This window comes from Rathayibacter sp. AC451, assembly GCF_979253095.1.
The window spans coordinates 3,685,194-3,712,173 of sequence record NZ_CEEDBD010000001.1; the positions used below are offsets into that span (position 1 = coordinate 3,685,194).

A 26,980-nucleotide genomic window follows, 5' to 3' on the forward strand; every position below is an offset into this window, starting at 1 on the left:
CGCTCCGCCGCCCCGCCCTCCCCGGGGAACGGCGAAGGCCCCGCTCCGATCGGAGCGGGGGCCTTCGCGGCGTTCAGCGCGGCTCAGCGGCCGTAGGCCGAGGCGGCCGGGCAGTCGAACGGGTCGCCGCCGGCCGAGAGGCCCACGCGGTTGAGGTAGCGGACGACGATGCCGTACGACTCGAGCAGCGAGGTCTCGGTGTAGGGGATCTGGTGGGTGGCGCAGTACTCCTTCGCGATGACCTGGGCGCGGCGCAGGGCCGGGCGGGGCATGTTCGGGAACAGGTGGTGCTCGACCTGGTAGTTGAGGCCGCCCATGTAGAGGTCGGTCAGCCAGGTGCTCTTGATGCTGCGCGAAGTGAGGACCTGACGGCGCAGGAAGTCGACGCGCGCTTCCTTGGGCAGCAGCGGCATGCCCTTGTGGTTCGGGGCGAACGAAGCGCCCATGTAGAGGCCGAAGACACCCATCTGGACGCCGAGGAAGGCGAACGCCATGCCCAGCGGCAGAGCCCAGAAGATGACCGCGAGGTAGAGGCCGACACGGGTGACGAGCATCGAGATCTCGACCCAGCGCTTGTCGACCTTGCCGCGGCCGAAGACGGTGCGGAAGCCGTGGATGTGGAGGTTGATGCCCTCGAGCAGGAGGAGCGGGAAGAACGCGTAGCCCTGGCGGCGGGTCAGCCAGGCGTACAGGCCGCGCGAGCGGGCCGCGTCCTCGCTCGTGAACGAGATGACATCGCGCTCGATGTCGGGGTCCTTGCCGAGCACGTTCGGGTTGGCGTGGTGACGGCTGTGCTTCGTCATCCACCAGGAGTAGCTGATGCCGACGAAGAGGTTCGCGAGCGTGCGGCCCGCGACGTCGTTGGCCTTGCCCGACTCGAACACCTGGCGGTGCGAGGCCTCGTGGGCGAGGAAGGCGAACTGGGTGAGGACGATGCCGAGGGCGGCGGCCAGCAGCAGCTGGAACCAGGAGTCACCCAGCAGGACGAATCCGGTGACGATGCCGCCGAGGGCCAGCACCAGGGCGGCGAACATCGTGTAGTAGAAGCCGGTGCGGCGGCGCAGCAGGCCCGCATCGCGGACGGTGCTGAGGAGGCCCGAGTACTCGGTCGTGGGGTTGATGCGGCCGTCGGCGCGCGGACGCGTGCGGACGACTCGGGGGGCGGCTTTCGCTTCGCCGCCGGGCTGCGCGGTCGCGCCGCCGTCGGGCAGGGTGTCGGAGATGCTCACGGGGTGCCTCGTTCTTTCGGGGCGGCCATCGGCGTCGACGGCCTCGTGGAGAGCGATCCCCGGCTCCGCCTGCGTGAGGCAGGCCTGGTCCGCTCCTGGTTCACCGCGCCGGTAGGGGCCGGACGCGGCGTGCGGCGACCGGTTTCAGGGGCTACCTCTTCGAACATTAGGGGGAAGGGCCGTCCACCGCACCATGAGGATTGCCAGCCTTCGCGAACGGTACGTCGGCGCGGCGGCCGCGATCGCAGCCACCGCGCCGATCGGTGCTCTCAGGATCCGATCGAGTCCTGCGGGCGGCCGGACTTCAGTGCGGCCAGTCGCGCCTCGACCTCGGTCATCTCGCCGAGGTCCTCCAGCGATTCGAACTGGGCGTCGAGGCTCGAGGAGGCGAGCTCCTCGGCGCCGCGGACGCGCGCCTCCTCGCGGCGGATCTTCTGCTCGAAGCGGCTCACCTCGCTGGTGGGGTCCATGATGTCGATGCTCTTGATGGCGTCCTGGACCTGGGTCTGCGCCTCGACGGTCTTGGAGCGGGCGATCAGCTCGTCGCGCTTGGACGAGAGCTGGTTCAGCTTCTCGCGCATCTGGTTCAGGCCCGACTTGAGCTTGTCGACGACCTCGGTCTGCGAGGCGATGGTCGGCTCGGCGTCCCTCGCCTCCTTCTCGGACTGGATCTGGCGCTGCAGTGCGACCTTCGCGAGGGCGTCGAACTTGTCGGCGTCGCCGGTGCTGCCGGAGGAGCGGAGGTCGTCGGCCTTGCGGCTCGCCGCGAGCGCCTTGGCGCCCCACTCCTGCGCGTTGTCGACGTCCTCGCGGTAGTCGTCCTCGAGCAGGCGCAGGTTGCCGATGGTCTGCGCGATGGCGGCCTCGGCGTCGCGGATGCTGTCGGTGTAGTCCCGCACCATCTGGTCGAGCATCTTCTGCGGGTCCTCGGCCTGGTCGAGGAGCGCGTTGATGTTCGCCTTCGCGAGCTGCGCGATGCGTCCGAAGATGGACTGTCTCTGGGCCATGCTGTCTCTCCTTGCGTGGTGGATGGATGCGTCGTGGAGGGGTGAGGGGAGCGGGGTCAGAAGCGGCCGCCGCCGCCACGGCGACCGCCGCCGCCGCCGAAGCCGCCGCCGCTGGACCGGCGGGAGCCGCCGCCGAAGCCGCCGCCGGACGAGCCGCCGAAGCCGCCTCCGCCGAAGCCGCCCGAGCGGTAGCCGGAGCGCCGGCCGCCGCCCAGCAGGGACTCGACGAGGATCCCGCCGAGGAACGCCCCGGTGGTGTTCCCGCCGAAGGGGCTGCCCGCGGCGCTCGGCGACGCGTAGCCGCTCGTGTCCGAGCGGGCCTGCTGCAACGCCTGCTCGGCGAGGGCGGAGGCGCGCTGCGCGGAGGCGAGCGCCTCGCGCGGGTCGGTCGCGGCGATCTGCGCGGCGTACTCCGAGGCGCGGGCGGCCTCGGCGAGGCGGGTGCGCGCGAGCGAGCCGACGGCTCCGCGACGCGCGGCGATGAAGTCCTCGGCCGCCGAGACGCGGCTCCGGGCGGTCGTGAGCTCGGCGGCGAGGGCCGCGCGCTCGCGCTCGCGCTGCGCCTGGGCGTCGCGGTAGCCGCCGACGGCCGAGTCGATCACGGCGTCGGCGGCGGAGAGGGCGGCCAGCAGCGCCAGCGGATCGTGCGGGCGCACAGCGGCGGCGCGCTCCACCTGAGCGAGGGACGCCTCCGTCTGCGCGACGGCGGTGCCGACGCTCTGCACGAGAGGGGCGGTCGTCGGGTCGGAGGCGTCGGACGCTGCGATGAGCGCGCGACCCTGGGCGACGTCGGCCCGGATCTCGCCGACGCGGGCCGCGAGCGTCCGCTCCGCCTCGCGCAGGTCCGCGGCGCGGGTCGCCACCGCCTCGAGGAGGCCCGCCGCCTGCTCGGCGCCCTGCTGACCCGCCTGCAGCAGCACGGCCGCGCGTCCGGTGTCGCCGGCGGTGAGCGCCGCGCGGGCCGACTCCACTCCGTCGCGGGCGAAGCGGAGGCGGTCCTCGGCCTGGTCGGCGTCGTCCTCGACGTCGTCGATCGCGGAGGGGGAGTAGGAGACGGCGAGCTCGCCGAGGATCGCGCGGGTCGGCGCGACGCGGACCGCGACCGCCTCGATGCGCGCGGAGAGCTGCGTCGCCACCTCCGGAGCGTTCTTCTCGAGGTCGCGCAGCTGCTCGAACGCCTCGGCCTTCTCGTCCAGCGCCTGCTCGGCGTCGGCGCAGAGCTGCAGGATCCGGGAGTAGCCGTCGCGGCGCTCCTGGTCGGTGTCGGGCTCGGCGTCGTCGAGGCGCTGATGGAGGCCGAAGGCCTCGCCGAGCAGGCGCTTCGCGGTCACGAGCGCGTCGCGGAAGGACCCGTCGCATCGGAGCCGAACTGCGCCTCCGCGAAGCCCACCTCCTGCTCGCTGGTGCGCACGGCGTCGTCGGCGTGCACGAGGGCGGAGCCGGCGCGGGTGGCGAGCTCGTCGATCGACGCCTCGGCGGCCTCCGCGGCCTTGCGGCGGCGCGAGCGGCGGACGAGGAGGAGCACCACGATGCCCAGGACCACGAGGACGGCGAGGACCGCGAGGACGACGGTCGCGCCCCGGCCGAGCGACTCCCCGGCGGTCGGCGCGTCGAGGCGCTCGCCGATCCCGTCGGCCGCGGCGACCGCGGCCCCGGCCCAGTCGCCCTCGACGAGCTGCGGCTCGATGTCCTCGCTCTGCAGCGAGGAGAGCTGCGCGTCGTCGAGCGGGAAGCCGCTCGCGACCGAGACCTGGTACTGGCGGGCGTCGACGGCGACGGCGAGGAGGACGTCCTCCTCGCCCAGCCCGTTGAGGTCGGCCGTGGCGTCGGACCAGCGCTCGTCGCCGGAGACGCCGGTGAAGTCGTCGACGTAGGTCACGAACAGCTGGACGCGGTGCTCGTCGTAGAGCCGCGCGACGGCCGACTCGATCTCGGCCGAGTCTCCGGAGCCGAGCGCGCCGACCGAGTCGAGCACCGGGGAGGAGCCGAGCGTCACGGGATCCTCGGCGACGGCGGCGGGAGCGCCGGCCAGCGCTGCTCCGGCACCGATCAGCAGGGCGGCGACCGCGCCCAGGAGAGACCGTCGCGCGGCCGGGCGCCCGCGGACGTCGGACCGGTGGTTCGCTGACGCGGTCATCGCGCACACTCCTTCGTCGTTCGCCTCCCGAGTGTAGACAGGCGAGTCGACGCGAGCCCGCCAGGATCCCGGGCGGATCGCCGCGGAGCGCGCCGGGGAGGGCGGCGCATGGGAGAACGCCGGGAGCAGGAATGTGCGCGCCGCGGGCGCGGTTCCCCTCCGCGGTGCCACAGCACCCCAACCGCACGACCCCCGACGAAAGGCCCTCCGTGGATCCCTTCTCCCCGCTCACCGCCGGTGACCTCGAACTCCCCAACCGCGTCGTCATGGCGCCGATGACGCGCCTGCGCGCCGACGAGAACGGCGTCCCCGGCGCCCTCATCGCCGAGCACTACGCCCAGCGCGCGAGCCTGGGCCTGATCATCAGCGAGGGCGTGTTCCCGAGCGCCGAGTCCAAGGGCTACGCCGGGCAGCCGGGCATCGCGACCGCCGAGCAGGCCGAGGGCTGGCGCGCCGTCGCCGACGCCGTGCACGCCGCCGGCGGCCGCATCGTCATGCAGGTCATGAACGCGGGCCGCGTCTCGCACACCGCCATCACCGGGACCGACCGCATCGTCGCTCCCAGCGCGATCGCGATCGACGGAGAGGTCCGCGTCCCCGGCGACGACAAGGCCCGCTTCCCCGTGCCGCACGCGCTGAGCACCGAGGAGCTCGCCGTCGTGCGCGACGAGTTCGTCGCCGCCGCCCGCCGCGCGGTCGACGCCGGCTTCGACGGAGTCGAGGTCCACTCGGCCAACGGCTACCTGCTGCACGAGTTCCTCTCGCCCGTCTCGAACGTGCGCACCGACGCCTACGGCGGAAGCCCCGCCGCGCGCGCCGCGTTCCCGATCGAGGTCACCCGCGCGATCGCCGACGAGATCGGCGCCGGTCGCGTCGGCATCCGCATCTCGCCGAGCCACAACATCCAGGACGTCCTCGAGACCGACGCCGACGACGTGCGCGCCACCTACGAGGCCCTCGTCGACGGACTCGCGCCGCTCGGGCTGTCGTACCTCAGCGTCCTGCACGCCGAGCCCGCGGGCGAGCTCGTCCAGGACCTCCGCTCGCGCTTCGGCGGCGTGCTCATCGCGAACAGCGGGTTCGGATCGCCGACCACGCGCGACGAGGTCCGCTCGCTGATCGCCGACGGCCACGCCGACGCCGTCGCGGTCGGCCGGCCGGTCATGGCCAACCCCGACCTCGTCGAGCGCTGGCAGGGCGGGCACCCCGAGAACGAGCTCGACCAGGCCACGGTCTACGCGAGCGGAGCCGAGGGCTACACCGACTACGAGCGCCTCTCGGCGTAGTCGCACCGACGACGAAGGCCCGCTCCCTCTCGGGGCGGGCCTTCGTCGTGTCCGGGATCAGCCCCGGTGCTTGAGCTCGTCCTCGATCGCGGCGTCCTCCTCGGGGGACAGCTCGTGCTCGACGTCCTCGGGGCCGGCGGTCTCGCCGATCCGGCCCTCGCCCAGGGCCTTGATCGACTCGATGTCGTCGGTCAGCGCCGCGTCGTCCGGCGAGCCGCTCACGAGCCTGTCCCGATCTCTCCGGCCGAGACGGCCTCGGCGTACTTGCGGAGGTCCGGCCCGGGCTCGAAGTCGATGAAGCGGTCCTTCAGCCGGGCGTTCAGCTCGGCGAAGACGTCCTCCCAGGGCTCGCCCTTCTTGCTCTGGGCGAGATCGAGCACCGCCTCGCGGAGGACCCGGTCCGAGTCCTCGAGGATCTTGCTGCGGGCTTCGTCGTTCCAGCGGATGTCCTGTGCGTCCATGCTCCGACCGTAGGCGGGGTGCGGGGGCGCCGCAGGGACTTGCGGAGTGCGGATCGGAGGCGTAGGCACCGCCTCCGATCCGCGCGCTCACGCCAGGGCCGGCAGGACCTCGCGCTCGAACAGCTCGATCCCCGAGCGGTCGTACGCCGCGTCGGGGAAGTAGAAGATGCCGTAGTCCATGCCGCGCGCGGCCATGTCGGCGAGCCGGTCGACGATCTGCCCGGGGGTGCCGACGGCGAGCGCCTCGGGCGAGCGGTACTCCGCGACGAACGACGCGGCGGCCTCGGCGCCGAGGAACGGGGCGACCCGCTCCTCGAGGCGCTGCAGGCCCCGCTCGACCTCCGCCTCCGTCTCGCCGATCATCACGTTGTAGTTGGCGCTCCGGGTGATCGCCGAGAAATCGGTGCCGAGGCGCTCGCAGTGCCCACGCAGCACCTCGCTCTTCTGATCGAACGCCTCCGGCGCACCGGCGAAGTTCGTGTACTGCGCGTACTGCGCCGCGATGCGCAGGGTGACCTTCTCGCCCCCGCCCGCGACCCAGAGCGGGATCCCGCCCTCCTGCAGCGGCAGCGGCCGGTTCTGCGCGCCGTCGACGGTGTAGTAGCGGCCGTCGAGGGTCGCGGACCCGGTGGTCCACGCCTGGCGCATGATCTGGACGCCCTCGTCGAGCCGGCCGAGCCGCTCCCCGATGCGGGGGAACCCGTAGCCGTAGGCGCGCCACTCGTGCTCGTACCAGCCGCCGCCGATGCCCATCTCGACGCGGCCGCCCGAGACCACGTCGACGGTCGTGGCGATCTTGGCGAGGTGCGCGGGGTTGCGGTACGACATGCACGTGCACATCTGGCCGAGGCGGACGCGCGAGGTGGTGGCCGCGAAGGCCGCCATGAGCGTCCACGCCTCGTGCGTCGCCTCCTCGGTGACCACCGGCACGGTGTGGAAGTGGTCGTACACCCAGATCGACTCCCAGGCGCCGGCATCGGCGTGCCGGGCGAGGTCGTTCATGGTGCGCCACTGGTCGGCGGGGTCGATGCCGACGAGGTCGTGGCGCCAGCCCTGGGGGATGAAGAGTCCGAATCGCATGCCGCCGACCCTAGGGCGGCCCGGGCGGGAGGTCGAGGGGGTGGGAGCGCTCCAGTACGCTCCGAAGCGATGCTGGACTTCACCTCGGACCTCGGTCTCCCGATCATCGCGCTGATGGTCCTCGCGGCCTTCGCGGCCGGCTGGATCGACGCGGTGGTGGGCGGCGGAGGCCTCCTCCAGCTGCCCGCCCTGCTCCTCGTGCCCGGGATCTCGCCCGTGCAGGCGCTGGCGACCAACAAGCTCGCGTCGATCTTCGGCACCACGACCAGCGCGATCACCTTCTTCCGGCGGGCCCGACCCGACCTCCGCACGGCGCTGCCGATGGCGGCGGTCGCCCTCGCGGGCAGCTACGGAGGTGCGACGCTCGCGGGGCTGCTGCCCTCCTCCGTCTTCAAGCCGATCATCGTCGTCGCGCTGATCGTCGTCGCCGTCGTCACGATCGCACGACCGACGATGGGCAGCGTCACCGCGCTCAAGCACGCGGGGCGGCGGCACCTCGTGACCGCCGCGGTGCTCGGCCTCGTGATCGGCTTCTACGACGGCCTGATCGGCCCCGGCACCGGCACGTTCCTGATCATCGCCCTGATCACGGCGCTCGGCTACGACTTCCTGCTCGCGAGCGCGAAGGCCAAGATCGTGAACGTCGCGACGAACCTCGGGGCGCTGCTCTACTTCATCCCCGGCGGGCACGTCGTCTGGGTGCTGGGCCTGTTCATGGGCCTGGCGAACGTGGCCGGGGCGTACCTGGGCTCGCGGATGGCGGTGGCGAAGGGGAGCCGCTTCATCCGGATCGCGTTCCTCGCGGTCGTCGGCGCGCTCATCCTGAAGCTCGGGTTCGACGTGTGGACCGAGAACCTGGCGCCGCTGCTGGGCTGATTGGCGCTCCTCAGGGAGCGACGACCTCGGCGATGATCGTCTCGATCTCGCCCAGGTGCTCGCGCATCGCGAGTGCGGCCGACTCGCCGTCGCCGGCGGCCAGCGCGTCGAGGATCCTGCGGTGGCCCGCGAGCGAGGCCGTGCGCCCGCGGTCCTCGAGGTGGGAGTAGATCCGCGCCTCGACGGTCCACGAGGTGGTCAGGTCGCTCATCGTCACCAGGAGCGGGTTGCCGGTGAGTCGAGCGACGGCGACGTGGAACTCGACGTCGAGGCGCACCGACCGGTCGGGGTCGTCGCAGCCCGCGGCGCGGTCGAGCACGTCCTCGAGCGTGCGCAGCTCCTCCGGACCGGCCCGCAGGGCCGCGAGGCGCGCGATCTCGGGCTCGAGGACCCGCCGCAGCTCGGCCGAGTGCTCGAGCTCGGACCGGTGGGGCTGCAGACCGGAGGCGAGCAGCCGCTCGGCGGGGGGCATGGCGCTGACGCGGGTGCCCGAGCCCTGCCGGCGCTCGACGAGTCCCGCCGCCTCCATCCGGGCGAGTGCGTCCCGCACGGCGGTGCGCGAGACGCCGAGCTCGGCGGCGATCGCCCGCTCCGAATCGAGCCGGGCGCCGGGGAGGAGCCTGCCCCGGGCGATCTGTCCCTCGAGGTGCCGGACGACGACGGCGGGAACCGTCTCGGCGGCGGAGGTCTCGACCACGGGCTGCCCTTCCTGCGCCCCGGGACGCGGGGCGGACCCTCCGATCATCACACGGGGCCGGCGGCCGTCACGCACTCGAAACACAGGCGAAGCGCGGGCGCAACACCGGTGCGCTTGATTGGTCCTACCACTTCGGCCCCGGCCGTCCGCCCTCGTCCTCGGAGTCCTCATGAAGCTCAGCGTCCTCAAGAACCCGGCGACCCGGATCGGCCTCGCGGCCGTCGCCGGGATCGTCTTCGGCCTGATCGCGGGGGAGTGGGCGGGGAACCTCGAGTTCGTCGGCCAGATCTTCATCCGTCTGATCCAGATGGCGATCGTGCCGCTCGTGATGGCGTCGGTGATCGTGGCGACCGGCTCGATGGGCGGGGTCGGCACCGGCAGGCTCGCCGCCCGCACGTTCGGCTGGATGATCGGCTTCTCGGTCGTCGCCGCCTCGGTCGCGGTCGGCCTCAGCCTGCTGCTGCAGCCCGGCGCGGGCGCGACCTTCTCGGGAGAGCTCGACCCGGCGCTCGAGGAGTCGGCGGCCGAGGCCGCGGGCTGGCAGGACACCCTGCTCGGGTTCTTCTCGACCAACATCATCGCCTCGATGTCGACGGCGACGATGGTGCCGATCATCGTGTTCTCGCTCCTGTTCGGCATCGCCCTGAACAGCTACGCGACCTCCACCGGCAACACCCTCGTGCTGAAGGGCCTCGAGCAGCTGCAGCAGATCCTCCTCGTCCTCATCCGCCTCGTGATGCGCATCGCGCCGATCGGAGTGTTCGCCCTGCTCGCCGCGCTCACCGGCGAGGTCGGCCTCGCCGTGGTCTCGACCGCGCTCGCGTACCTCGGCACGACCCTGCTGGGCGTGCTGATCCTCACGGTCGTGTTCGTCGTCGTCGTCACGGTGCGCACCCGCCTCGACCCGCGCCGCCTGCCGCGCAAGCTCGCCGAGCAGACGGTGATCGCGATCACGACCACCAGCTCCGCCGTCACCTTCCCGACCGTGCTGCGCAACACCGTCGAGAAGGTCGGAGTGAGCCGCCGGGTGGCCGACTTCACCCTGTCGATCGGGCTCACCATGGGCTCCTACGGCGCGGTGCTGAACTACACGATCGTCGTCCTCTTCCTCGCGCAGGCCGGCGACGTCGCGCTCTCGCCCGGGCAGATCCTGCTCGGGATGGGCCTCGCGATCCTGCTGAACATGGGCACCATCACGGTGCCCGGCGGGTTCCCCGTCGTCGCGCTGTTCCTCGCGACGACCCTCGGCCTCCCGATCCAGGCGGTCGGGCTGCTGATCGCGGTCGACTGGTTCACCGGGATCTTCCGCACCTTCCTGAACGTCAACGGCGACACCTTCGTCGCGATGCTCGTCGCGAACGCCGACGACGAGATCGACCGCGAGGTCTACGCGGGCACCCGCGAGGCGGAGCGGGCGGACGTCGCGGTCTAGGGCCGGCCGGTCTCGGCGGGGCCGACACCGTGCTCCTCGACTCGGTGCGCGTGCGGACCGGGATCTCCGCGCCCGCCGGGACCGTGTGGCGGTTCCTCGCCCTGGAGCGGGCCGCCTGGTGGCCGGACATGCATTTCGAGCCCGTCGCCGGGTCGCCCCTCCTCGAGACGTGGATCGAGAACGGGCGGCGCCGGAGCGCCACGGGGGTCGTCACGCGGTGCCGGGAGCCGGAGCTGCTCGCGTTCCGGTGGAGCGAGCCGGGGTGGGAGCACCCGCTCGACGTGGTGATCCGGCTCGCCGGGGACGGGTCCTCCACGACCCTGACGCTCGCCGAGACGGGGTTCCTGAAGGCGGGGACGCGACCGTCCCTGGCCGCGGAGCACGACGACGGCTGGCGGTACCACCTGGCGCGGTTGACGCACGTCTGCGAGAGCGCGGCCGCGGATCCGCCCGCTCGCTCGACGTCGGAGCCCCGCTGACGACGTCCGCCGCCGGTGCTCGGCTCCCGCACGGCAGAACCTCAGCCGGGAGGGCCCGTCAGCCGCGATGGTGCGCGACGAGTCGTTCCGGCTGAGGTTCTGCGGCGGTCCTGCGGCGGATCAGCCGAAGGGGATCGCTCCGACCAGCACGCCGACCGCCAGCATCACCAGCGACACGATCACCGCGCGCCACAGCACCTTGCGGTGGTGGTCGCCGAGGTTGACCGCGGCGAGCGAGACGAGCAGCAGGATCGCCGGGACGAGCGGGCTCTGCAGGTGGACGGGCTGGCCGGTGATCGAGGCGCGGGCCATCTCGACCGGGTCGATGCCGTAGTTCGCGGCGCTCTCGGCGAGCACCGGGAGGATGCCGTAGTAGAAGGCGTCGTTCGACATGAAGAAGGTCATCGGGATGCTCAGCACGCCGGTGATGACGGCGAGGAACGGGCCCAGCGCCGGCGGGATCACGTCGACGACCCACTCGGCCATCGCGTCGACCATGCCGGTGCCGTTCAGCACTCCGATGAGCACGCCCGCGGCGAGGACCATCGAGACGACGCCGACGATGCTCGGCGCGTGCTTGACGATCTCGGACGCCTGGTCCTTCATCTTCGGGAAGTTGATCAGCAGGGCCACCGCCGAGCCGACCATGAAGACGTAGGGCAGCGGCAGGATGTCGGCGACCAGCAGGGTCATGACGATCAGCGTCAGGGCGAGGTTCACCCAGATGAGCTTCGGGCGAAGGGTCTCGCGCTCGGGGTCGAGCATGGTGTCGGCCATGGCGGTGTCGGCGTCGTCGGCCTGCACGCGGGCGGCGACGGCGACCTGGGCGCCGCGCAGCGACTCCGGACCGCGGAGGAACGAGAACCTCTCGCGGGCGACGGTGCGGATGCCTCCGGTGAGGGCGGCGAGCCCGCCGGTGCGGCCGGCGCCGACCAGCTCCTGCTCGACCATGGGCTCGGCCAGGGCGAGCGAGCCGAGACGGCGGCGCTCGCCGAGTCCGAGCATCCAGGCGAAGACGAGCGTGACGGCCAGGCCCACCGCGAGGGAGGGGAGCATCGGCACGAAGATCTCGCTCGGCGAGACCTGCAGGGCCGCGGCGGCGCGGACGGTCGGGCCGCCCCACGGGACGATGTTCAGCGTGCCGTTGGCCAGACCCGCGACGCAGGTCAGCACGACCGGGTTCATGCCCAGGCGGAGGTAGATGGGCAGCATCGCCGCGGTGGTCACGATGAAAGTGGTCGATCCGTCACCGTCGAGGGAGACCGCGCCGGCGAGCAGCGCCGTGCCGAGCACGACCTTGGCCGGGTCGTCGCCGAGGGCGCGGACGATGAAGCGGATCAGCGGATCGAAGAGGCCGACGTCGATCATGATGCCGAAGTACATGATCGCGAACATCAGCAGGGCGGCCGTGGGGGCGAGGCTGCCGATGGCCTCGATGACCATGTCGCCGATGCCCAGGCCCGCGCCCGCGAAGAGGCCGAAGATCGTGGGGACGACGATCAGCGCGACCATGGGCGTGAGCCTCTTGGTCATGATCAGGGCCATGAAGGCCAGGATCATCGTGAATCCGAGTACTACCAACACTGCTGACTCCTTCGTCGTCGTGCGTCCAGCGCTCCGGCCGAGGCGGCGCTCTCCGGGTCCTGAGAACCCTAGGGACGCTCGGCGGCGGCACCCGGGTATCGCTCATTAGCGCGTGATCTGCGCATAGTGTGGGTTCTGCGCATTCTGCGCAGTGAGGAGGCGGCGCATGCGCTTCGCGACCCACGTGCTCGTGCTGCAGCTCGCGACCGTCTCGGCCGCGGTCCTCGTCTGCGCCGGGCTCGTCACCGCCCTCAGCGTGCAGCAGCTGCGCGGCGAGGCGGAGGAGACGGCGCTCGCCATCGCCCGCACCGTCGCCGAGGATCCGGACGTGCGGGCAGCCGTCGGCGGCTACTCCGCCGACCCGGGCACGCCGGACGCGGTCGATCTGCGCTCCGGCCCGCTCGAGGACCTCGCGGCCGGAGTGGAGGAGCGCACCGGAGCGCTCTTCGTGGTCATCACCGACGACCAGGGGATCCGGCTCGCGCACCCCGACCCCGACCGGCTCGGCGAGGTCGTCTCGACGAGCGCGACCGAGGCTCTCGCCGGACGGGAGAGCGTGTCGTGGGGCACGGGCACTCTGGGGGAGTCGGCCCGGGCGAAGGTGCCGGTCTTCGCTCCCGCGGGCGGCGGGGTGGTCGGCGAGGTGAGCATCGGCTTCGCGCGCTCGAGCGTCTTCGACGACCTGCCGAGGGCGCTCCTCGGAGTCGTCGCGGCGGCCGTCGCGGCGCTGGCGCTCGCCGTGGTCGCCTCCGTCTTCATCCGCCGTCGGCTGCTGCGGCTGACCCTGGGTCTGGCCCCGGAGGAGCTGACCGCGCTCGTGCAGGACCAGGCCGCGGTGCTCGACGGGGTCGACGAGGGCGTTCTCGCCTTCGACCGCGACGGGCGGGTCGGCGTCTGCAACGCGCGCGCCGCCGCGATCCTGGGCTCGGACGATCCGTCCGGGCACGCGCTGCAGGGGCTGACCCTGGCCGAGCTCGATCTCCCGACGCCGCTGGCCGACGCGATCGCCGCCGCACTGCGCTCGCCCGAGCGGGCCCGGTCGGCGGGAGCGGAGGGGTTCGTCGTGCACTCGCGCATCGTCTACGTCGACATCCGCCGGGTGACCCGCGGCGACCGCGACCTCGGCGTCGTCGTCGTGCTGCGCGACCGCACCGATGTCGCGGCGCTCAGCCGCCGCCTCGACGCGGTCGGCTCGATGACCAACGCGCTGCGCGTGCAGCGGCACGAGTTCGCCAACCGCCTGCACGTGGTGGCGGGCCTGCTCGACGCCGGCCGGACCGAGTCGGCGCGCGACTACCTCGACGAGGTGCTGACCCGCGGACCGCTGAAGTACCCCGTGCAGCACGCCGACCGGCTGCAGGAGCCGTACCTCCAGGCGCTCGTGGGCGCGAAGGGGATCGAGGCGGCCGAGCGCGGCGTGCTGCTGACCCTGGGCGACGAGACGCTCGTGCGCGGCGTCGTCGTCGAGCCGGAGGACGTCGCGACGGTGGTCGGCAACCTGGTCGACAACGCGGTGCGGGCGGCTGCGCTCGGCGCCCGCGACGTGCGCTTCGTCGAGGTCGAGCTGCTGGACGACGGGGACACGCTGTTCGTGACGGTCGCCGACAGCGGCGACGGCGTCGCGGATCCGGAGACCCTCTTCGACCGCGGGCCCGCCGGGGACGACGGGGACGACGACCGCGTGCACGGCCGCGGATTCGGGCTGCCGCTCTGCCGCGAGGTGGCGGCGCGGCGTGGAGGAGCCGTCTGGCTGGCGGACGCCGGGGGCGGCAGCGGAGGCGCCGTGCTCTGCGCGCGGCTGCCGGGCGCGGTGCGTCCGCCCGGGACTCAGGAGGAGCGATGACCGACTCGCAGGAGCGCACGGTGCTCGTCGTGGACGACGACTTCCGCGTCGCGCAGCTGCACGCCGACCTGGTCGACGGTCGGCAGGGGCTGCGCGCGCTGCCACCGGTGCACACGGCGCGGGCGGCGCGGGCGGCGGTGCTCGACTCCGCGCCGGATCTGCTGCTGCTCGACGTGCACCTGCCGGACCAGAGCGGGATCGCACTGCTGCGCGAGCTCGACACCGACGCGTTCGTCGTGAGCGCCGCCTCGGACGGGGCGACCGTGCGGCGCGCGCTGCACGCCGGGGCGCTGGGATACCTGATCAAGCCGTTCGACGCGCGACTGCTGGGCGAGCGGCTCGACGCGTACGTGCGGTTCCGCAACGTGCTGCGCGAGGACCGGGCGGCCGACCAGGAGGCGGTGGAGCGGGCTCTGCGGATCCTGCACTCGGGCGACGCCGCCGCGGCCGGGCCCTCGCGCTCGGCCACCGAGCAGCTCGTGCTCGCCCGGCTCACGGAGTCGGCCTCCGAGCTCTCGGCGCTGGAGGTCGCGGAGCGCGCGGGGATCTCGCGGGCGACGGCTCAGCGCTACCTCTCGGGGCTGGCAGGCCGCGGGCTGGTCGAGATGACCCTGAGCTACGGCTCGACGGGCCGACCGGAGCACCGCTACCGAGCCAAGTGAGTTCCCGCTCCGGGAAGGACGAAGCCCCCCGGGACTCGTGGTCCCGGAGGGCTTCGTCACTGGGTGGGAGCTGAACAGGTGATCCGCGTGCCAGCGGATCGCCGTAGGCGGACGCAGGACGCTCTGCGGGATCGTCCCGCGCGTGGAGGCCGACCGCGGTGCGCCGCTGCGCGGTGCACGAGACGGATCAGTGTCCTGCGTCGGCCTCGGCCGCGACGCGGCGGCGCTCGGCGGCCTCCTTGGCCATGCGGCGGCCCTTGGGGCTGACCAGCGAGGCGATGACCGTGACGGTCAGCACTCCGATGATCACCGTGAGGGAGAGGCCGGTGCCGATCTCGAAGACCTCGACGTGCTCGCCGTTGTTGATGAACGGCAGGGTGTTCTCGTGGAGCGCGTGCAGGATCAGCTTCACGCCGATGAACGCGAGGATCGCGGCGAGGCCGTAGCTGAGGTAGACCAGGCGGTCGAGCAGGCCGTCGATCAGGAAGTACAGCTGGCGCAGGCCCAGCAGCGAGAACGCGGTCGCGGTGAAGACCAGGAAGACGTCGTTGGTGAGGCCGAAGATCGCGGGGACGCTGTCGAGGGCGAACAGGATGTCCGTGCCGCCGATCGCGGCCATGACCAGGAGCATCGGGGTGAGGACGCGCTTGCCGTCGACAGTGGTGTAGAACTTGTCGCCGTCGTAGGTGTCGCTCGTCTTGAAGATCCGCTTGGCCAGACGGACCATGATGTTGTCGCCCGAGTGCTCGTCGCCCGGCTTCACCAGGTTGAAGGCGGTGAGGAGCAGGATCAGGCCGAACGCGTAGAAGACCCAGGCGAACGAGTTGATCAGCGCGGCGCCGAGGAAGATGAAGCCGGTGCGGGCGATCAGGGCGAAGACGATGCCGAAGAGCAGCACCTTCTGCTGGTCGGCGCGGGGCACCTTGAAGCTCGCCATGATGATCAGGAAGACGAACAGGTTGTCGACCGAGAGGGCCTTCTCGGTGATGTAGCCCGCGAAGTACTCCGACCCGGGGGTCGGTCCGCCGAAGACGAGGACGCCGAGGCCGAAGAGCACGGCGATGCCGACGTACAGGGCCGACCAGAGCGCCGACTCCTTCAGCGTGGGCTCGTGCGCCTTGCGCACGTGGAAGAAGAAGTCGAAGAGCAGGAGCAGGACGATGAAGACGATCGTCAGGGTCCAGATCAGGGGCGATACGGTCATCAGTGGGGGAGGCCTCGCTCGAGAAGGGGTGGGGGGGACCGGCGTCGGAGGCGCCGTGAGTCGATGAGAACCGTAACGATCCGCCGACGGCGAGGCGGTGGCTCCGCCTCGATCGTGAGTAACTTCTCAGTTCTCCGGTCCGCCGTGGCGCTGAGCGGCCGGTGGGCCACACTGGTGCCATGCCGGACACCGCGGTCGACAGGACCTTCGACGACGCCTACGGCGTGACCATCCACTACCGCTGGTGGTCGCACCCCGCGCCCCGCGCCCTCGTGCAGATCGCGCACGGCGTCGGCGAGCACTCGGGCCGCTACCTCGAGCTCGCCCAGGCTCTGGTGACGGCGGGCTACGCCGTCGCCGCCGACGACCACCGCGGGCACGGGCGCACGGGCCTGCAGCAGCACGGCGGCGACGCGTCGCAGCTGGGGCGCCTGGGTCCGGGCGGCCTGCGGGCGACGGAGGAGGCGATCAACCGCCTGACGCGCGAGCTCGCCGCCGAGAACGCCGGGCTGCCGATCGTGCTGCTCGGCCACTCCTGGGGCTCGCTGATGGCGCAGCGGATCGTCGACCACCACTCCTCCGACTACGCGGCCCTCGTGCTCAGCGGCACGGCCTACCGGCTGCCCGGCTTCATGAACGGCGGCGACCTCACCCGCCGGCACCGGCAGCCCGGCGGCCTGGGCCTCGAGTGGCTCTCGCGCGATCCGGCCGTCTGGCAGCTGTTCCACGACGACCAGCTGACCTTCACCGATCCGCTGGCGAAGCGGGTCGGGGTGATCGAGACCCTGCGGCTGGTCGGCCGGCCCGCGCGGCGGATCACTCCTCCGCTGCCGCTGCTCATCGTCATCGGCGCCGAGGACACGCTGGGCGGGGAGCGGTCCGTGCAGGCCCTCGCCCGCGCCTACCGTCGGCGCTCCGGCTTCACCGACGTGTCGGTCCGGGTGTACCCGGAGGCCCGGCACGAGCTGTTCCAGGAGCTCAACCGGGTCGAGGTCACGGCGGATGTGGTCGCCTGGCTCGACGAGCGCTTCGACGCACCACCCGGCGCCGCCGCTCGCGCCTAGGCTGGCCCCATGCATGGCGAATACAAGGTCCCCGGCGGAAAGCTCGTGGTCGTCGACCTGGAGGTGGTCGAGGGCCGGTTCGCCGACTTCCGCCTCGCGGGCGACTTCTTCCTCGAGCCCGACACCGCGCTCGACGACATCGACCGCGCCGTCGTCGGACTGCCGGAGGAGAGCGACGCCAAGACGATCGCCGCCGCGATCCGGGCGGCGCTGCCCTCGGACGCCGTGCTGCTGGGCTTCACGCCCGAGGCGGTGGCGGTCGCGATCCGCCGCTCGCTGCAGAAAGCGACGAGCTGGCGCGACTACGACTGGCGGATCGTGCACGCGAAGGCCGTCTCGCCGGCGATGCACCTCGCGCTCGACGAGGTCCTGACCGCCGCTGTCGGCGAGGGCCGCCGCGAGCCGACCCTGCGGATCTGGGAGTGGGACCAGCCGGCCGTCGTCATCGGCAGCTTCCAGTCGCTGCGCAACGAGGTCGATCTCGAGAACGCCGAGAAGTACGGCGTGGAGGTCGTGCGGCGCATCTCGGGCGGCGGGGCGATGTTCATGGAGGCGGGCAGCGTCGTCACCTACTCGATCTACGTGCCGGGCGACCTGGTGCAGGGCCTGACCTTCGCCGACTCCTACGCGTTCCTGGACGAGTGGACGATCAGCGCGCTGCAATCGCTCGGCATCGACGCGGTCTACCAGCCGCTCAACGACATCACCTCGCCCTCGGGCAAGATCGGCGGAGCCGCGCAGAAGCGGCTGGGCTCCGGAGCGGTGCTGCACCATGTGACCATGAGCTACGACATCGACGCCGAGAAGATGGTGCAGGTGCTGCGGATCGGCCGCGAGAAGCTGTCCGACAAGGGCATCGCCTCCGCCGTGAAGCGCGTCGACCCGCTGCGCAGCCAGACCGGGCTCAGCCGCGCCGAGATCATCGAGCGGATGAAGGACACCTTCGTGCGCCTGCACGGCGGGACGCCGGGAGACCTCACCGACGCGGAGTACGCGGAGGCGGAGGAGCTGGTGCGGACGAAGTACTCGACCCCTGAGTGGCTGCGCCGGGTCCCGTGAGCGGGGCGCGACGCCTCTGCTGACGCGGACGAGCGGGGCGCGCCGCCTCCGCTGACGCGGGCGGGCGGATCGAGCGGGCTCAGCTCGCGAGCAGCTCCTGGTAGTCGGGGTGCGCGGCGATGAACTCGGCGACGAAGGGGCACGTCGGCACGATGTGGGCGCCGAAGCGCTCGTGCGCGTCGTCGAGCGCCGCCTCGACCAGGCGGTCGCCGAGCCCCTCGTGGCGGTGCTCGGGAGCGATCTCGGTGTGCAGGAAGACGATGTCGGCCCCTCGGACCGCGTAGTCGGCGACCCCGACGTTCTCGCCGTCGACCCACAGCGTGTACCTGGACTCGTCCTCGTCGTGACGCACCTCGGAAGTCATCGCAGCACTCTACGCCGGGGACCGGTCGAGGCCGCTCAGCGTCCTCCCGGGCGGGCGGGCGTGTCGGGAGCGCTCCCTCGCCCTGGCAGAATTGCCGGATGCCCCCGACCCTCCCGATCGCCGACGGCGTGCCGGAGTCGCGGAGCGCGGTGATCCACGCCGACAACCTCGAGGTGCTGCCGCAGCTGGCCGACGGGGCGTTCACCGTCGTCTACCTCGATCCGCCCTTCAACACCGGGCGCGCGCAGGTGCGCACCTCGACGACCTCGGTGCGCTCGGCGACGGGCACGATCGCGGGATTCAAGGGCCGCAGCTACGAGCGGATCCGCGGCGACCTGCTCCGCTACGACGACCGCTTCGACGACTACTGGTCGTTCCTGGAGCCGCGGCTGGCCGAGGCCTGGCGCCTGCTCGCCGACGACGGCACCCTCTACCTCCACCTCGACTACCGCGAGGCGCACTACGCCAAGGTGCTGCTCGACGCGCTCTTCGGCCGCGAGTGCTTCCTCAACGAGATCATCTGGGCCTACGACTACGGGGCCAAGGCGACCCGGCGCTGGCCGACCAAGCACGACACGATCCTCGTGTACGTGAAGAACCCGCGCGGCTACCACTTCGACTCCGTCGCGGTCGACCGCGAGCCCTACATGGCGCCCGGACTGGTGACCCCCGAGAAGGCCGAGCGGGGCAAGCGGCCGACCGACGTGTGGTGGCACACGATCGTGTCGCCGACGGGCCGCGAGAAGACCGGGTACCCGACGCAGAAGCCGGAGGGGATCCTCCGGCGCATCGTGCAGGCGTCGAGCCGCGAGGGCGACGCGGTGCTCGATTTCTTCGCCGGCTCGGGCACGACCGGGGCGGTCGCGCACGCGCTCGGGCGGCGCTTCGTGCTGATCGACTCGCACGCGGACGCGGTCGCGGTGATGCGCCGCCGCTTCGCGACGCTGGACCCGGCGCCGCTGTTCCTCTGAGGGGCGCGGGCGCCGAGTCCGCGAAAGTTGTCGTACTCGAGCTCGAGTACGACAACTTCTGAGGACTCGGCAGGCCGACCAGCCCTCCCCAGTGTGACGACAACGGAGTTGTCCGCAGGGGGTGGTGCCGGGCGGTGGGACGGTCGGGCAGGCGCCATCCTCGGGGGCATGAGATCGAATGACCTGGGTGCCTTCACCCGACGCACCGCGCTCGCTGAGGGCGCGACCGACGCGCAGCTGCGCTCACCTCTCCTCGCGCAGCCGTTCCACGGCGTGCGGACGCGTGTTGCACCGGTCACGCACGAGGAGCGCGCTCGCGCCTACCTTCCGCGGTTGAGACGTGGACAGTACTTCTCCCACCTCACGGCGGCGGGGATCTGGGGTGTTCCGCTGCCCTCGCTCGCCCTCGCCGACGACCCGATCCACGTATCGGCGCCAGCGCCTCGCCGGCCGCCGCGCACCAGGGGAATGGTCGGACACGTCCTGCGTCCGGAGTGGACACGAGTGCTGGTACGTCGTGGTCTTCCGGTCACCGATCCCGCGACGACCTGGATCCTGCTCGCCGGGCTGCTGCCACCGCGAGACCTGCTCGCCGCAGCGGATCACCTGCTGTTCGTCCCCCGGTTCGAATCGAGGACCGATCCGCGGCCCTACGCCACGATCGCAGAGCTGGAGGAGCGGCTCGACCGGTACGCCGGTCGGGGGAAGGTGCTCCTGCAGGAGACGCTGCGGCTGGCTTCCACTGCATCGGCATCCCGGCGCGAGACGTGGCTGCGCTCGGTGGCGCTCGAGGCGGGATTCCCACCGGCCGAGACGAATGTGGAGATCGTCCACGGAGGCCGGCTGATCGCCATAGGCGACCTGGGCTTCGTGCGCTGGAAGGTACTGGCCGAGTACGACGGCAGCCACCATCAGAGCGACGACGCCCAGTACGCGCGCGACCGGGAGCGGAGCCTCGCTCTGCAGCTCGCGGGCTGGATTCAGGTCGTGGTCAGAGCCGAGGGTCTCGGCCGGGGCCGGGCGCGTACCATCGCCGAGATCGATGCGGCACTGCGCGCGCACGGCTGGCGCCCATGACCGCGTCGGCACCGGCCGAGGTCACGCTCGACCCCGCGCAGATCGGGTGCTCAGGAGTCGCATCCCCGGCAGTCGGATCCCTGAGCTCGAACCGCCGGACGTCGAGTCCTCAGAAGTTGTCGGACTCGAGGGTCGAAGACGACAACTTCTGCGCAGTCGGGGTGGTGGGCCGGATCGGCTCCTCAAAAGTTGTCGTACTGGAGGCCGAGTACGACGACTTCTGCGGAGTCGAGGGTGCCCACCCGGCGCGCACTTCCCGGCGCAGCGGAACGAGCACCGAGCGGAGTGCGGTCATCCCGCACGAGCGGCGTCACGAGCTGGCGCGGACGACCAGCTCGGTGGGCATCAGCGTCCGGTGCTCGACCGGGCGTCCCTCGATGCGCGCGACCAGCAGCTCGGCCATGCGCGCGCCGAGCTCGGCGGGCGTCTGGCGGACGGTGCTGAGGGCGGGCACCGCGGTGCGCGCGTACATGTCGTCGTCGAAGCCGACCACGGCGACGTCCTCGGGGACGCGGCGGCCCGCCTCCCGCAGCGCCTCGTACGCGCCGACGGCCATCTGGTCGTTGGCGGCGAAGAGCCCGTCGATGCCGGGATCGCGCTCGAGCAGGCGGCGCATCGCCTCGCGGCCGCTGTCGGGCGAGAAGTCGCCCCACTCGACGAGGGAGTCGTCCAGGCCCGCGTCGGCCAGGGTGCGGCGCCAACCCACGAGGCGGTCGACGCCCGGGGGCATGTCGGCCGGGCCGGCGATGGTGGCGAGGCGGCGGCGACCGCGCTCGATCAGGTGCGCGGTCGCGTCGGCCGCCCCCTCCGCGTTGTCGACGTCGACGAAGTACGAGCCGCGCTCCTCCGGAGACAGCGGCCGGCCGCCGAAGACGATCGGGAGGGAGTTGGCGAGCGCCGCGTAGGAGTGGTCGCCCGAGTGGTGCGAGACCACCAGGGCGCCGTCGACGTTGCCGCCCAGGAGGTAGCGGCGGGTCTTCTCGCCGTTGGACTCCGACGCGATGAGCATCGACAGCGTGTAGTCGGTGTCGGCGAGGTGCATGGCGGCGCCCTGCACGATCGACGCGAAGAACGGGTCGGCGAAGACGCGCGCCGTCGACTCCGGCACGATCAGCGCGATCGAGTGGGTGCGGCGGGAGGCGAGCATGCGCGCCGCCCGGTTGGGCACGTAGTCGAGCTCGCCGATCGCCTTCTCGACCGCGGCGACGATGTCGGCCGCGACCTGCGGGGCGCCGTTGACGACCCGCGAGACGGTCGCGCGCGACACTCCCGCGCGCGCCGCGACCATCTCGAGGGTGGGGGAGCGCCCCGGCTCCCGTCCCGCCGAACCGTCGACCACGGCTCAGTCCAGCAACGAGGCGGACGAGCCGCCGATCAGGCGGGAGTAGACGAGACCGGAGTCCTTGATCGTGCGCTCTTGGGACTCGTAGTCGACGCGCACGATGCCGAAGCGCTTCTCGTAGCCCCACGCCCACTCGTAGTTGTCGAGCAGCGACCAGACGAAGTAGCCGCGGACGTCCGCGCCCTGGTCGATCGCGTCGGCGACCTTCTCGACGTGGTCGAGCACGTACTGGGTGCGGTCGACGTCGTGCACGCGGCCGTCCTCGACGACGTCGTCGTACGCGGCGCCGTTCTCGGTGACGTACAGCGGAGGGAGGTTCTCGTACTCCAGGCCCAGGCGGGTCAGCAGGTAGCGCAGCCCGTCGGGGTGCACCTCCCAGTCCATCGCCGTGCGCGGCAGGCCGCGGCTGGGGAAGGTGATGAACTCCGAGCCGACGAACGGGGACGCGGTCTCGCGATCGGTCGCGGCGGCGAAGTCCTCGGCGCCGGCGGGGAGCGGGTGACCGGAGACGTTGTCGTCGTGGTAGTGGTTCACGCCGAGGAAGTCGAGCGGCAGCGAGATGAGGTCGAGATCGCCGTCGACGATCAGCTCGTCCAGGCCCAGGCCCGCGACGTCCTCGAGGAGGTCCTCGGGGTACTCGCCGCGCAGCAACGGGTCGAGGAAGATGCGGTTCTGCAGCGCGTCGAAGCGGCGGGCGGCGTCGAGGTCGACCTCGTCCTCGGGGTCGTCGGGGACGGCGTTGGAGAGGTTGAGGGTGATGCCGAGGTTCTGCGCGCCGAGCTGCCGCAGCGTCGAGACCGCGAGGCCGTGGGCGAGGTGCGTGTGGTGGACCGCGGCGAGCGCGGCCTGCTGCGAGATCACTCCGGGGGCGTGGACTCCGGCGCCGTAGGAGAGCAGGGTCGAGCAGAAGGGCTCGTTGAAGGTCGTCCAGTGCTGGACGCGGTCGCCGAGGCTCTCGTAGACGGTCTCGGCGTAGTCGCGGAAGCGCTCGGCGGTGTCGCGGTTGGTCCAGCCCCCGGTCTCCTCCACGGCCTGCGGGAGGTCCCAGTGGTAGAGGGTCAGCCAGGGCAGGATCCCCGCTCCGAGCAGCTCGTCGACCAGGCGCGAGTAGAAGTCGAGGCCCTCGGCGTTGACGGAGCGGTCGCCCGGCTTCACCCGCGACCAGCTGACCGAGAAGCGGTACGAGCCCAGGCCCAGCTCCTTCATCAGCTGCACGTCGGCGGGCATGCGGTGGTAGTGGTCGACGGCGACCTCGGGGGTGTCGCCCTTCGCGACGGCGCCGGGGACGCGCGAGAACGCGTCCCAGATGCTGTCCTCCTTGCCGCCCTCGTGCCCCGCGCCCTCGATCTGGGCGGCGGCCGTCGCGGACCCCCAGAGGAAGCCCACGGGCCAGTCGCGCACGGCGAGGCGCTCGGCCCGGGCGGTCTGCTCAGCGAGGCTCGGCGACTCGGTGGCGGGGATGCGGGCAACGCTCATGGGCGACTCCTTCGGCTGGTACGGCCATCCTACGGCTTCGGATGGAGCGCTCTCTCGCCGCCGTACCGGCGCAGCGCCGAGATCTCGGGGCGGCGCAGGTACGGTTCAGCTCCGCCGGTCGTCGGGCGCGGTCGGAGTCGTGCGGACGGAGTCGGTCCGCACGTCGGGCTCGATGCTGCCGGCGGCGAGATCCGCACCCGCCCGGGCAGCGAGCTGCGGGTCGGTCCGGCGGAGCTCCTCGGCGCGCTCGTCGTCGGCGGCGAGGTCGTGCGCCTCCTGCATCGCCGACTTCGCGCGCAGCGGCGGCGTCTTGAGGAACCACGACAGCACGAAGGCGAGCAGGACCACGCCGAGGGCGACCGAGAAGACGGTCACGGTGGCGTCGTTGAAGCCGGTCAGGAACGGCGCCGACAGCGCGCGGTCGGCGGTGTTCAGGAACGAGGTGTCGCCGTCGAGGGCCGAGCCGATCGCCGAGGTGTCCTGGGACTGGAGGAGGCCGAGGATCTTCTCGTTCGCCGGATCGGCGAGGACGGTCGGGTCGGCGAGCGCGGCCTGCAGGTCGGCGGAGATCCCAGGCTTCCGGAAGGCGGCCGCGATCGTGTCCGGGATGCGGGTGAACAGCACCGAGAAGATCACCGCGGTGCCCAGGGTGCCGCCGATCTGACGGAAGAACGTGGAGGCGCTCGTCGCGACTCCCATGTTCGCCACGTCGACGGAGTTCTGCGACGCGAGGGTCAGCGTCTGCATCATCTGGCCGAGGCCCAGCCCCAGCATCAGCATTCCGCCCATCATGAACAGGACCGGCTTGTCGATGGAGACGAAGGTGAAGTAGAAGAACGCGGCCGACATCAGGAAGGTCCCGACGATCGGGAACGCGCGGTACCGCCCGGTCCGCGAGATGATCTGGCCCGAGACGATCGAGGCGATCATGAGGCCGAGGATCATCGGCAGCATCAGGAAGCCCGACTCCGTGGGCGTCGCTCCGTTCACCAGCTGCAGGTAGAGCGGGATGGTCATCATGCCGCCGAACATCCCGAAGCCGACGAGGACGCCCAGCACGGTGGCCATCGAGAAGGTCGGCGAGCGGAAGAGCTTGAGCGGGATCAGCGCGTCGTCGCCCATCATCCGCTCGGCCGCGATGAAGCCGACGATGCCGAGCGCGCCGACGATGTAGCAGACCCAGGCGATCGGGGAGCCCCAGCCCCACTCGCGCCCCTGCTCGGCGATCAGCAGGAGCGGACCGGCGGCGAGGATGACGAGGGCCGCGCCCCACCAGTCGATGCGGACGGAGCGCACGCCGGCGGGCCTGGGCAGGTGCAGGAAGCGGAGCACGATGACCAGCGCCACGGCGCCGATCGGCAGGTTGATCAGGAACACCCAGCGCCAGCCGGTGATGAAGAGGATCTCGGGGGTGCCGGCGAGGAGTCCGCCGATCAGCGGGCCGACGACGCTCGAGACGCCGAAGACGGCGAGGAAGTACCCCTGGTACTTGGCGCGCTCTCGCGGCGGGAGGATGTCGCCCATCACCGTGAGGGCGAGCGACATGAGGCCGCCGGCGCCCAGGCCCTGGACCGCGCGGAAGCCCGCGAGTCCGAGCATGGAGGTCGCGAACCCGGCGAGCAGCGACCCGATCAGGAACAGGACGATCGCGATCAGGTAGAGCGGTCGGCGGCCGAAGATGTCCGAGAGCTTCCCGTAGATCGGAGTCGCGATCGTCGAGACGATCAGGTACGCCGTCGTCACCCACGCCTGCTGCGAGAGCCCGTCGAGGTCGTCGGCGATGGTGCGCATCGACGTGCCCACGATCGTCTGATCGAGCGAGGACAGGAACATGCCCGCCATCAGCCCGAAGATCACGAAGAGGATCTGCCGGTGCGTCATGACCGCGCCGGAGGGCGTGGGTTCGGGCTGTCGAGCGGCGGAGTCGGCCATGGGTGTCCCCTCGTGAGGCGGACGCCCTCAGGGCACGGCGGACCGCCGCGAACGTTGCGTGCTGCGCAAAGTTACACCGCGCGAGGACGCGCCTCCAGGCCCCGGCGGCGAGCCTGAACGGGATCTCAGGAGGCGCGTCCCCGCGTCACTCGGAGTCGGCCGCGGGCTCCTCGGCCCAGCCGGCCTCGCGGAGCGCGGCACGGGCCTCGGCCCGGGCCGAGTAGGGCGTGCGCACCCCCTGGATGTCGCGGTAGTTCTGGTGGCCGGGGCCCGCCCAGAGGATGGAGTCGCCCTCCTGGGCCAGCGAGACGGCCACGCGGATCGCCCGCTTGGGGTCGTCGACCTCGTGGATCTCGCCGTCGGGCCTCGCCGCGCGGGCCGCGTCGACGAGCGTGCGACGGATGGACGAGGGGTCCTCGAAGCGCGGGTGGTGGTCGGTCACGACGAGGACGTCGCTGCCCGAGACCGCCGCCTCGGCCATCGCGGGGCGCTTCAGCGTGTCGCGGTCGCCGTCGGCGCCGAACACCATGATCACGCGACCGCGGGTCACTCCCCGCACCGCCTCGAGCGTGTGCTGGAAGGCGTCGGCGCTGTGGCCGAAGTCGACGTAGACGGTCGGGCCGCGCTCGCCCGAGACGCGCTCGGTGCGGCCGGGGAGCGAGACGTCGACTCCGCCGTCGCGGTGCAGCGCCGCCCGGATCTCGCCCAGCGGCCGGCCCGACTCGACGAGCATCGCGATGGCCAGCGCCGCGTTGGCCGCCATGTGCGCGCCGATGATCGGCACGGACGTGGTGATCGCCCGCGACTCGCGGTTCTGGATGCGGAAGCCGGTGCGGCCGAACTCCTGCTCGAGGATCGTCACCGTCCAGTCGGCCTCGACACCGGGCAGCGAGGTGATCGTCGACACCGGGACACCCGCCGTCTCGGCGATGCGGGCGCCCGCGGGGGAGTCGAGCGAGACGACGGCGCGACGGGCGCGGTCGGGCTGGAACAGCTGCGCCTTCTGGGCGAAGTAGGTCTCCATGTCGCCGTAGTCGTCGAGGTGGTCGTGGCTGAGGTTCGTGAAGCCGGCGACGTCGAAGACGACTCCGTCCACGCGGTGGCGGGTGAGGGCCTGAGCGCTGACCTCGATGGCCGCGGCGCCGACGCCCTCCTCGTGCATCCGGGCGAGCAGGGCGTGCAGCTCGGTCGCCTCGGGCGTGGTCAGTCCGCTCGTGATCGAGGTGTCGCCGATGTGGCGCTCGGCCGTCGAGCTGAGACCGGGCACCACGCCGAGCTGGCGGAGGATGCCCTCGATCATGTGGACCGTCGAGGTCTTCCCGTTCGTGCCGGTCACGCCGAACAGCACGGGAGCGCGCTCGGCCGTGCCGTAGACGGCGGCCGCGACGGCTCCGAGGCGGGCGCGGGGGTCCTCGACGACGAGCACGGGCAGTCCGGTGGCGCGGGCGAGCTCTGCTCCGGCCCCGTCCGTCATCACGGCGGAGGCGCCGCGCTCGCGGGCCTCGGCGACGAACTCGGCACCGTGGCGGTTCACACCGGCCAGTGCGACGAACAGATCGCCGGGCTCGACATCGGAGGCGGTGAGCGTCACGCCGGTGACGTCGGCCTCGAGGAGATCGTCGGCGGGGATCTCGAGGGTGCGCGCGAGGGCCGTGAGAGGGACCGCGGGAGCGAGGCGGGGTCGGAGCATGGGGTCCTTTCGTCGCCGGGACGGCCGA

25 protein-coding genes are annotated in these 26,980 nt (G+C 72.1%); 10 read left to right on the plus strand and 15 right to left on the minus strand.

The features are described from left to right. Nucleotides 1-83 precede the first annotated feature (83 nt). From AC0CID_RS17655 to AC0CID_RS17670, 4 genes are all read right to left on the minus strand, one after another. Nucleotides 84-1,223: a fatty acid desaturase family protein gene (locus tag AC0CID_RS17655; protein ID WP_465228132.1), complete on the minus strand. Its 1,140-nt coding sequence runs from the start codon at nt 1,221-1,223 to the stop codon at nt 84-86. Nucleotides 1,224-1,498: 275 nt separating this feature from the next. Next, a complete protein-coding gene (locus AC0CID_RS17660; RefSeq protein WP_207405144.1) occupies nt 1,499-2,236 on the minus strand; it encodes a PspA/IM30 family protein in 738 nt (245 codons plus the stop codon). A 56-nt stretch (nt 2,237-2,292) separates the two neighbouring features. Then, on the minus strand, nt 2,293-3,567 hold the full coding sequence (locus AC0CID_RS17665; protein ID WP_465227842.1) for a hypothetical protein: 1,275 nt from the start codon (nt 3,565-3,567) through the stop codon (nt 2,293-2,295). Further along, nucleotides 3,564-4,373 (minus strand): TPM domain-containing protein, encoded by an 810-nt coding sequence (locus AC0CID_RS17670; protein ID WP_465227843.1) that lies wholly within the window; start codon nt 4,371-4,373, stop codon nt 3,564-3,566. Before AC0CID_RS17670 ends, AC0CID_RS17665 begins: the two co-directional genes overlap by 4 nt. Before the next feature lie 209 nt (nt 4,374-4,582). On the opposite strand from AC0CID_RS17670, the gene AC0CID_RS17675 reads away from it, so the two are divergent. Continuing rightward, complete coding sequence (locus AC0CID_RS17675) at nt 4,583-5,659, plus strand: alkene reductase (RefSeq protein WP_465227844.1); 1,077 nt, start codon at nt 4,583-4,585, stop codon at nt 5,657-5,659. Nucleotides 5,660-5,716: 57 nt separating this feature from the next. Here the strand turns inward: AC0CID_RS17675 and AC0CID_RS17680 are convergent, their stop codons facing one another. The 3 genes from AC0CID_RS17680 to AC0CID_RS17690 all read right to left on the minus strand — a co-directional run bounded on the left by AC0CID_RS17680 (nt 5,717) and on the right by AC0CID_RS17690 (nt 7,200). Further along, nucleotides 5,717-5,881, minus strand: a complete 165-nt coding sequence (locus tag AC0CID_RS17680; RefSeq protein WP_465227845.1) for a hypothetical protein — start codon at nt 5,879-5,881, stop codon at nt 5,717-5,719. Next, nucleotides 5,878-6,120, minus strand: a complete 243-nt coding sequence (locus AC0CID_RS17685) for a hypothetical protein (RefSeq protein ID WP_207405152.1) — start codon at nt 6,118-6,120, stop codon at nt 5,878-5,880. Before AC0CID_RS17685 ends, AC0CID_RS17680 begins: the two co-directional genes overlap by 4 nt. 87 nt (nt 6,121-6,207) lie before the next feature. Then, nucleotides 6,208-7,200 (minus strand): LLM class F420-dependent oxidoreductase, encoded by a 993-nt coding sequence (locus AC0CID_RS17690; RefSeq protein WP_465227846.1) that lies wholly within the window; start codon nt 7,198-7,200, stop codon nt 6,208-6,210. A gap of 69 nt (nt 7,201-7,269) precedes the next feature. Between AC0CID_RS17690 and AC0CID_RS17695 the strand changes: the two genes are divergently transcribed. Then, nucleotides 7,270-8,076, plus strand: a complete 807-nt coding sequence (locus tag AC0CID_RS17695) for a sulfite exporter TauE/SafE family protein (protein ID WP_465227847.1) — start codon at nt 7,270-7,272, stop codon at nt 8,074-8,076. A 10-nt stretch (nt 8,077-8,086) separates the two neighbouring features. On the opposite strand, the gene AC0CID_RS17700 is transcribed toward AC0CID_RS17695, so the two are convergent. Further along, on the minus strand, nt 8,087-8,773 hold the full coding sequence (locus AC0CID_RS17700) for a FadR/GntR family transcriptional regulator (protein ID WP_465227848.1): 687 nt from the start codon (nt 8,771-8,773) through the stop codon (nt 8,087-8,089). Between the two features lie 169 nt (nt 8,774-8,942). Between AC0CID_RS17700 and AC0CID_RS17705 the strand changes: the two genes are divergently transcribed. Both AC0CID_RS17705 and AC0CID_RS17710 read left to right on the plus strand, forming a co-directional pair. Further along, the gene (locus AC0CID_RS17705) at nt 8,943-10,205 is read left to right on the plus strand and encodes a dicarboxylate/amino acid:cation symporter (RefSeq protein WP_207405159.1); all 1,263 of its coding nucleotides are present in this window, start codon (nt 8,943-8,945) and stop codon (nt 10,203-10,205) included. A 50-nt stretch (nt 10,206-10,255) separates the two neighbouring features. After that, the gene (locus tag AC0CID_RS17710; RefSeq protein ID WP_465227849.1) at nt 10,256-10,684 is read left to right on the plus strand and encodes an SRPBCC family protein; all 429 of its coding nucleotides are present in this window, start codon (nt 10,256-10,258) and stop codon (nt 10,682-10,684) included. Between the two features lie 120 nt (nt 10,685-10,804). Here AC0CID_RS17710 and AC0CID_RS17715 read toward each other — a convergent pair whose 3' ends face one another. Next, nucleotides 10,805-12,244, minus strand: a complete 1,440-nt coding sequence (locus tag AC0CID_RS17715) for a CitMHS family transporter (RefSeq protein WP_207405190.1) — start codon at nt 12,242-12,244, stop codon at nt 10,805-10,807. A 190-nt stretch (nt 12,245-12,434) separates the two neighbouring features. On the opposite strand from AC0CID_RS17715, the gene AC0CID_RS17720 reads away from it, so the two are divergent. Continuing rightward, nucleotides 12,435-14,111 carry a sensor histidine kinase gene (locus AC0CID_RS17720; protein ID WP_465227850.1) on the plus strand — a complete coding sequence of 559 codons (1,677 nt, stop codon included), beginning with the start codon at nt 12,435-12,437 and terminating at the stop codon, nt 14,109-14,111. After that, entirely contained in the window at nt 14,108-14,773 is a 666-nt protein-coding gene (locus AC0CID_RS17725; RefSeq protein WP_465227851.1) for a response regulator, read from the plus strand. Before AC0CID_RS17720 ends, AC0CID_RS17725 begins: the two co-directional genes overlap by 4 nt. A gap of 187 nt (nt 14,774-14,960) precedes the next feature. On the opposite strand, the gene AC0CID_RS17730 is transcribed toward AC0CID_RS17725, so the two are convergent. Next, entirely contained in the window at nt 14,961-15,977 is a 1,017-nt protein-coding gene (locus AC0CID_RS17730) for a TerC family protein (protein ID WP_465227852.1), read from the minus strand. Between the two features lie 179 nt (nt 15,978-16,156). Here AC0CID_RS17730 and AC0CID_RS17735 point away from each other — a divergent pair, with 179 nt between their 5' ends. Both AC0CID_RS17735 and AC0CID_RS17740 read left to right on the plus strand, forming a co-directional pair. After that, nucleotides 16,157-17,041: an alpha/beta fold hydrolase gene (locus AC0CID_RS17735; RefSeq protein ID WP_465227853.1), complete on the plus strand. Its 885-nt coding sequence runs from the start codon at nt 16,157-16,159 to the stop codon at nt 17,039-17,041. A gap of 9 nt (nt 17,042-17,050) precedes the next feature. Then, nucleotides 17,051-18,100 carry a lipoate--protein ligase family protein gene (locus AC0CID_RS17740; protein ID WP_207405167.1) on the plus strand — a complete coding sequence of 350 codons (1,050 nt, stop codon included), beginning with the start codon at nt 17,051-17,053 and terminating at the stop codon, nt 18,098-18,100. A gap of 79 nt (nt 18,101-18,179) precedes the next feature. On the opposite strand, the gene AC0CID_RS17745 is transcribed toward AC0CID_RS17740, so the two are convergent. Beyond that, nucleotides 18,180-18,464 (minus strand): GNAT family N-acetyltransferase, encoded by a 285-nt coding sequence (locus AC0CID_RS17745; RefSeq protein WP_207405169.1) that lies wholly within the window; start codon nt 18,462-18,464, stop codon nt 18,180-18,182. A gap of 98 nt (nt 18,465-18,562) precedes the next feature. Here AC0CID_RS17745 and AC0CID_RS17750 point away from each other — a divergent pair, with 98 nt between their 5' ends. Next, complete coding sequence (locus AC0CID_RS17750) at nt 18,563-19,435, plus strand: DNA-methyltransferase (RefSeq protein ID WP_207405171.1); 873 nt, start codon at nt 18,563-18,565, stop codon at nt 19,433-19,435. Between the two features lie 168 nt (nt 19,436-19,603). Beyond that, the gene (locus AC0CID_RS17755) at nt 19,604-20,512 is read left to right on the plus strand and encodes an endonuclease domain-containing protein (RefSeq protein WP_465227854.1); all 909 of its coding nucleotides are present in this window, start codon (nt 19,604-19,606) and stop codon (nt 20,510-20,512) included. Between the two features lie 310 nt (nt 20,513-20,822). Here AC0CID_RS17755 and AC0CID_RS17760 read toward each other — a convergent pair whose 3' ends face one another. From AC0CID_RS17760 to AC0CID_RS17775, 4 genes are all read right to left on the minus strand, one after another. Beyond that, nucleotides 20,823-21,800, minus strand: a complete 978-nt coding sequence (locus AC0CID_RS17760; protein WP_207405192.1) for a LacI family DNA-binding transcriptional regulator — start codon at nt 21,798-21,800, stop codon at nt 20,823-20,825. Nucleotides 21,801-21,854: 54 nt separating this feature from the next. Beyond that, on the minus strand, nt 21,855-23,330 hold the full coding sequence (locus tag AC0CID_RS17765) for a GH1 family beta-glucosidase (RefSeq protein WP_207405175.1): 1,476 nt from the start codon (nt 23,328-23,330) through the stop codon (nt 21,855-21,857). Nucleotides 23,331-23,435: 105 nt separating this feature from the next. Beyond that, entirely contained in the window at nt 23,436-25,262 is a 1,827-nt protein-coding gene (locus AC0CID_RS17770) for an MDR family MFS transporter (protein ID WP_465227855.1), read from the minus strand. Nucleotides 25,263-25,407: 145 nt separating this feature from the next. Beyond that, nucleotides 25,408-26,952: a Mur ligase family protein gene (locus AC0CID_RS17775; RefSeq protein WP_465227856.1), complete on the minus strand. Its 1,545-nt coding sequence runs from the start codon at nt 26,950-26,952 to the stop codon at nt 25,408-25,410. Between the last annotated feature and the right edge of the window lie 28 nt (nt 26,953-26,980).

What these genes read in the sequence shown, in the direction of transcription:
- AC0CID_RS17765 (WP_207405175.1), bottom strand. Translation starts at nt 23,330, where the DNA reads ATGAGCGTTGCCCGCATCCCCGCCACCGAGTCGCCGAGCCTCGCTGAG.
- AC0CID_RS17715 (WP_207405190.1), bottom strand. Translation starts at nt 12,244, where the DNA reads ATGATCCTGGCCTTCATGGCCCTGATCATGACCAAGAGGCTCACGCCC.
- AC0CID_RS17685 (WP_207405152.1), bottom strand. Translation starts at nt 6,120, where the DNA reads ATGGACGCACAGGACATCCGCTGGAACGACGAAGCCCGCAGCAAGATC.
- AC0CID_RS17670 (WP_465227843.1), bottom strand. Translation starts at nt 4,373, where the DNA reads ATGACCGCGTCAGCGAACCACCGGTCCGACGTCCGCGGGCGCCCGGCC.
- AC0CID_RS17755 (WP_465227854.1), top strand. Translation starts at nt 19,604, where the DNA reads ATGAGATCGAATGACCTGGGTGCCTTCACCCGACGCACCGCGCTCGCT.
- AC0CID_RS17760 (WP_207405192.1), bottom strand. Translation starts at nt 21,800, where the DNA reads ATGGTCGCGGCGCGCGCGGGAGTGTCGCGCGCGACCGTCTCGCGGGTC.
- AC0CID_RS17745 (WP_207405169.1), bottom strand. Translation starts at nt 18,464, where the DNA reads ATGACTTCCGAGGTGCGTCACGACGAGGACGAGTCCAGGTACACGCTG.
- AC0CID_RS17770 (WP_465227855.1), bottom strand. Translation starts at nt 25,262, where the DNA reads ATGGCCGACTCCGCCGCTCGACAGCCCGAACCCACGCCCTCCGGCGCG.
- AC0CID_RS17730 (WP_465227852.1), bottom strand. Translation starts at nt 15,977, where the DNA reads ATGACCGTATCGCCCCTGATCTGGACCCTGACGATCGTCTTCATCGTC.
- AC0CID_RS17775 (WP_465227856.1), bottom strand. Translation starts at nt 26,952, where the DNA reads ATGCTCCGACCCCGCCTCGCTCCCGCGGTCCCTCTCACGGCCCTCGCG.
- AC0CID_RS17705 (WP_207405159.1), top strand. Translation starts at nt 8,943, where the DNA reads ATGAAGCTCAGCGTCCTCAAGAACCCGGCGACCCGGATCGGCCTCGCG.
- AC0CID_RS17735 (WP_465227853.1), top strand. Translation starts at nt 16,157, where the DNA reads ATGCCGGACACCGCGGTCGACAGGACCTTCGACGACGCCTACGGCGTG.
- AC0CID_RS17740 (WP_207405167.1), top strand. Translation starts at nt 17,051, where the DNA reads ATGCATGGCGAATACAAGGTCCCCGGCGGAAAGCTCGTGGTCGTCGAC.
- AC0CID_RS17695 (WP_465227847.1), top strand. Translation starts at nt 7,270, where the DNA reads ATGCTGGACTTCACCTCGGACCTCGGTCTCCCGATCATCGCGCTGATG.
- AC0CID_RS17725 (WP_465227851.1), top strand. Translation starts at nt 14,108, where the DNA reads ATGACCGACTCGCAGGAGCGCACGGTGCTCGTCGTGGACGACGACTTC.
- AC0CID_RS17720 (WP_465227850.1), top strand. Translation starts at nt 12,435, where the DNA reads ATGCGCTTCGCGACCCACGTGCTCGTGCTGCAGCTCGCGACCGTCTCG.
- AC0CID_RS17690 (WP_465227846.1), bottom strand. Translation starts at nt 7,200, where the DNA reads ATGCGATTCGGACTCTTCATCCCCCAGGGCTGGCGCCACGACCTCGTC.
- AC0CID_RS17750 (WP_207405171.1), top strand. Translation starts at nt 18,563, where the DNA reads ATGCCCCCGACCCTCCCGATCGCCGACGGCGTGCCGGAGTCGCGGAGC.
- AC0CID_RS17660 (WP_207405144.1), bottom strand. Translation starts at nt 2,236, where the DNA reads ATGGCCCAGAGACAGTCCATCTTCGGACGCATCGCGCAGCTCGCGAAG.